The organism is Leptolyngbya sp. FACHB-36 (assembly GCF_014695955.1).
GTDB lineage: Bacteria > Cyanobacteriota > Cyanobacteriia > Leptolyngbyales > Leptolyngbyaceae > FACHB-36.
This window is the reverse complement of the sequence record NZ_JACJPG010000509.1, coordinates 1-4,545: the sequence shown is the minus strand read 5'-3', so window position 1 is coordinate 4,545 and position 4,545 is coordinate 1. Positions and strand designations below refer to the sequence as shown.

Annotated in this window: 5 protein-coding genes; 2 read left to right on the top strand and 3 right to left on the bottom strand. The window is 52.4% G+C overall.

Features of this window, described 5'->3' with window-relative positions:
• Positions 1–251 precede the first annotated feature (251 nt).
• On the top strand, positions 252–1,070 hold the full coding sequence (locus H6F43_RS14550) for a hypothetical protein (protein WP_190343454.1): 819 nt from the start codon (positions 252–254) through the stop codon (positions 1,068–1,070).
• A 201-nt stretch (positions 1,071–1,271) separates the two neighbouring features.
• Here H6F43_RS14550 and H6F43_RS14545 read toward each other — a convergent pair whose 3' ends face one another.
• Entirely contained in the window at positions 1,272–2,171 is a 900-nt protein-coding gene (locus H6F43_RS14545) for a BMC domain-containing protein (protein ID WP_199290355.1), read from the bottom strand.
• A 164-nt stretch (positions 2,172–2,335) separates the two neighbouring features.
• Between H6F43_RS14545 and H6F43_RS14540 the strand changes: the two genes are divergently transcribed.
• Positions 2,336–3,586: a cation:proton antiporter gene (locus tag H6F43_RS14540; RefSeq protein ID WP_190343453.1), complete on the top strand. Its 1,251-nt coding sequence runs from the start codon at positions 2,336–2,338 to the stop codon at positions 3,584–3,586.
• Positions 3,587–3,628: 42 nt separating this feature from the next.
• Here H6F43_RS14540 and H6F43_RS14535 read toward each other — a convergent pair whose 3' ends face one another.
• Together H6F43_RS14535 and H6F43_RS14530 are read right to left on the bottom strand one after the other, a co-directional pair.
• A complete protein-coding gene (locus tag H6F43_RS14535; protein ID WP_190343452.1) occupies positions 3,629–3,838 on the bottom strand; it encodes a hypothetical protein in 210 nt (69 codons plus the stop codon).
• A gap of 44 nt (positions 3,839–3,882) precedes the next feature.
• A partial coding sequence (locus H6F43_RS14530) for a gamma-glutamyl-gamma-aminobutyrate hydrolase family protein (RefSeq protein WP_190343451.1) occupies positions 3,883–4,545 on the bottom strand: 663 nt, incomplete at its 5' end.

Genomic DNA, 4,545 nt, shown 5'->3' with positions numbered 1-4,545 from the left:
ATCGATGCACCTTGATGAAGCAAATTCTGGTGAGTTTGCGATCGCTCTTCTATCCTAGATGTCGCTTGTTCATTTCCCAAATCGCACGTCATAAACGATGTTTCTTCTAATTTAAGGGAACACTACGAACAAACCAGGTTTTTCTGTTCTAACCATCAGCCTAAACCTGAAAACCGTGAAGTTTCAAGGAGAACCGCTTGTTGTCACATTCATCTGTGTTTGCAGCTCTAAATAAGGGCACTTTGACGGCTATGAGTCTTGCCATCATTGCTGCCGTACCTACTCTTGCCAATGCGTCAACTTTAACGCCTCAGTCCAAACTTCTAACTGAGCAGTTTAATAGCCAAGCTCAACGCGAGTCAAACGTTGAGTATCTGAAGGGGATGCCTCAGCCAGCATGGTTAATTGCAGATAAGGACGACAAAAAAGGGCGTGGGCGCGATGATGACGACGATGATGATAAACGAGAAGTCCGAGTTGACCTGAACCGGGCTAAAAACCTGGCTCGTCAAGCCGCAGAAGCCGCAAATGGTGGTGTTCGGGTGTATCGTGCAGAAGCGTCCATGCACGGACCTGCGAGCCAATGCCCTTATGTTGATAATGGTGACTCCTGGACATTTACCTTTTTAGGAGGACGACCGGGCGCAACAGCCTCGACGATCGAAAGCGTCGTTACAGTCTACAAGAATAGCTCAAGGGTACTTGTTGCTTATAACGGTTCCGTTCGCACTACTCGGCAAATTCAGGTTCAAAACTTTACAACAAGTCAGCGCACCGTGCTAGTTGACTTGCTTCGCGGAAATTGTGGCTGTAATTACCTGCTGAGCAATTCGCTCCGAACTCAAATCATCAGCCAAACGCGATCGCTACCGCCCGGAATCCAGAAGCAACTGCTGCGTGGCAAAGGGTTGCCTCCTGGTATCGCTAAGAAATTAGTACCGCTGCCTAAGCAAGTCAATACCTACATCAACCTGCCAGCGCAATACGATTTGTTTGTGGTCGGTTCCAATGTAGTGCTGATTGATCAAGTGCGTTATACCGTAGTGGATCTGATTTCCAACGTTCTGTAAGTCGTTGAGCTAGAAACGATGCAGAACGGGTCATCTACCCGGTCTATCCCTATTAGATAAGGTTGAGCTACTAAGTGGAGCAGGCAAGAATACTTGCCTGCTCCACTGTTCCCATTTTGATAGTTATGCCAAGCAGTTCAAATAATTTCTTTCGCATCACTGCAAAAGAAATGGGCACTGTTGGCAGTTACATTCGCGCTGCTATCTGCGGCGTTTGCGTCTTAGTCTACTAGAGGAACCATTCGAGGGTGGCTCGTCAGCTGACTCATCAGGCTGGGAGTCCTCTCGCTCGATCGGCGGTGACAGCAGCACTTCTTTTTCGGGCGATCGCGTCACCTCTGCCGCAAAATCAACGGGTTGTAGTTCTGGACTAGCGGCAGGCAACTGCTTCGTTTTCGCTTCCTGCTGTAATTCTGGCAGCGCTACCAGTTCTTTCTCGGTTTCCTTCATGGTGATTGGCAGGCGCAGCGGTTGCTGTTCCTCGATCCAGCAGCTTGCTAGCGGTAAGGTTTGATCCAGATCGTCCAGCGGACGCGGCACTAGCATCACGGCGTGCAGTTCTCCAATGCGCTCTGCCTCTACCATCCCCACATCTAGGGCAACCGCAACGTTTGCCACCGATCCCCGAATGATCGCCGTACAAAGTCCTGCTCCGATCGTTTCATACGCTGCCAGCACTACATCAGCGGCTTTCATCATTGCATCCGCCGCCCCAACCATCGCCGGAAAGCCGCGAGTCTCCAGCAGCCCAACGGCTTGGTTGCTGAGGCGGCTGTGTCCCCGACCCGTTGCGAGTTGTGCCAGACGATTGCCGATCGGCAGCACCGCCTCCAGGTTAGGCATTGGGCGCGGAACCACTAATGTTGAAAGTATCTGACCAAACTGCTGGGCGCGTTCGGCACCTTCCTGCACCGCCAATCGCACGTCTGCCACGCCGCCTCGGACGATCGCTGTACAGTGTCCGCTGCCAATCTTCTCGTAGCCCACCAGCGTCACGCCTGACGATTTCAGCATGTGATCGGCAATCCCTACAATTGCAGGAAAACTCTGAGCAGAGACTAATCCCAGTGCAGTATCGGTAAAATCTTCTCGTCGGCTCATTCGGTCCAAACCAGCGGGGTTGCTCTCCTATCCTATCTTCTGAAGGCATAGGTGGACGAGGAGTGGCGTGCTCTCCCTTAGGACTCAGACAGAAATCTACCCCTGGTTCACCGTAGTGATCGTCGCTTTCTCTTACAGTGGCAGTGCCTACTGACGAAACTGCTGTGGATACCTACATTCTTAATCTGCTGGTGATTGGCGTGCTGCTGTTAGTAGTCACGCTGGGGTCAGGCTGGATTGCTCGCTTGCCCTTGTCCTACGCCCTAATCTATCTAGTTGTGGGCGTCCTGCTGAGTCCATATGGTCTTAAGCTGATTCAACTGCGCCCAGAGGCAGCTTTTTTGCAACGGGTAACGGAAATTGTTGTTCTAATTTCGCTGTTTAGCTGCGGGCTGAAGATGAACCGCTCGCTGACGGCTTGGGCATGGACCTCGACGGTTCGACTGATCGGGTTTCTCATGCCCCTATCTATCTTTGCGGTTGCGGCGATCGGGCACTGGATCTTAAACCTGGAATGGGGCATTGCCATTCTGCTGGGAGGAATTCTGGCACCAACTGACCCGGTGCTGGCATCCGAAGTGCAACTGTACGATCCAGAGGATCGCGACGAACTGCGCTTTGGCTTAACTTCCGAAGGAGGACTCAACGATGCACTGGCGTTTCCGTTCGTCTACTTTGGGCTGCACTGGATCGAAAATGACAACTGGCAGGAGTGGTTTCGGCAGTGGGTGCTAGTAGATTTGCTGTGGGCGATCGCGGCTGGAATCGGCATGGGGTACTTGGTTGCCAGAGCTATCCAGTGGATCGATAAGCAACTCCAGCGGTATCGCCCAGCTGATGAACTGCTGGAAGACTTTATTGCTCTCAGTACGATTTTGATCACCTATTCTCTAACGGAAGTGGTCAACGGCTATGGCTTTCTCGCTGTGTTTGTCTCTGGCATAATGATGCGGCGAAAAGTAGACCCAGATCGATCGCTGTCCCAACTGCTCTTCATCGAGCGGCTAGAAAAGCTGACTGAAATCGGTACGATTCTGCTGCTGGGGTCGCTGCTGCGCGTAGAGCCGATGGGTCGGTTTGCGGCTCCGGCTCTGTTGGTGGCTGGGCTGCTGTTCTTTGTGATTCGTCCAGTAGGAGCGTGGATTAGCACGATCGGCTCACCCCTGCATCCGGCGACCCGCTGGCTGTTTGGCTGGTTTGGTATTCGCGGTGTTGGTTCGCTTTACTATCTAACCTATGCGTTTAGCAAGGGTCTTAAAGGGGACACAGCGGAATTAATTGCTTGGATTACGTTTATTACGATCGTGCTTTCGGTGATTCTGCACGGAGTGACCTCGACGCCGCTAATGAAGTGGTACGAGCGTCACATCAGCGGCAATCAACCCAGCCTGGAGGAAGCCGTAGAAAACAACTGAGCATCTTGACTGATGACAGACACTCTACCGGATGGTTTGCCCTTACAGCGAAAATCCGGTTTGCTTCTCGATGTAGTCCACCAGCAGTTGGTAACCATCGGGATCGCTCTGTTGGTTGACGACGATCGTAGTGCTCCCGTCCGGTAGCGCAAAGGAAATACGACCATTTGGTAGCTGGCAAAAGGCAGGAATGCGGTCCAGATCGATCACATAATTATTGCGCTCATAGGTAATCTTGATCCAATACGCCACAAAACGACCTCGTTGCTGGACCTCGTTTTACATGTCTTCACGGCTCAAGATACTTCAGCCGGAGAAATGATAGCAGCCCTCTCGTCGATCAACTCTATCGTTGAACTTGTTAGGAGCGGCTGACCCAGTGCTGCCTGCATAAATCCGCGAAACAGCGGGTGCGGACGACTGGGACGCGACTGAAACTCCGGGTGAAACTGCGAGGCAATAAAAAATGGATGGTTGGGCAGCTCGACAATTTCTACGAGCCGACCATCCGGTGACGTGCCGCTAATGACGTATCCGGTTTCAATAAACAAATTGCGGTAGGCGTTGTTGAATTCATAGCGGTGGCGATGCCGCTCATAAATGACTTCATCCTGATACAGCCGAAACGCCAGAGTATCAGGCGACAGACGACACGGATACAGCCCTAAGCGCATGGTGCCACCCAGATCTACAACGTCTTGCTGCTCTGGTAGCAAGTTGATCACCGGATTTTGGGTGTTGGAGTCAAATTCGGAACTGTTGGCGTCTGGCAGCTTGGCGACATGCCGCGCCCACTCAACCACTGAGCACTGCATCCCTAAGCACAATCCCAGGAAGGGAATGCCTCGATCGCGGGCATACGCGATCGCTTCGATCTTGCCATTGATCCCCCGCGGACCAAAGCCGCCAGGGACCACGATGCCATTCACACCGTGTAGATACTGATCGGCTCCGTGGTC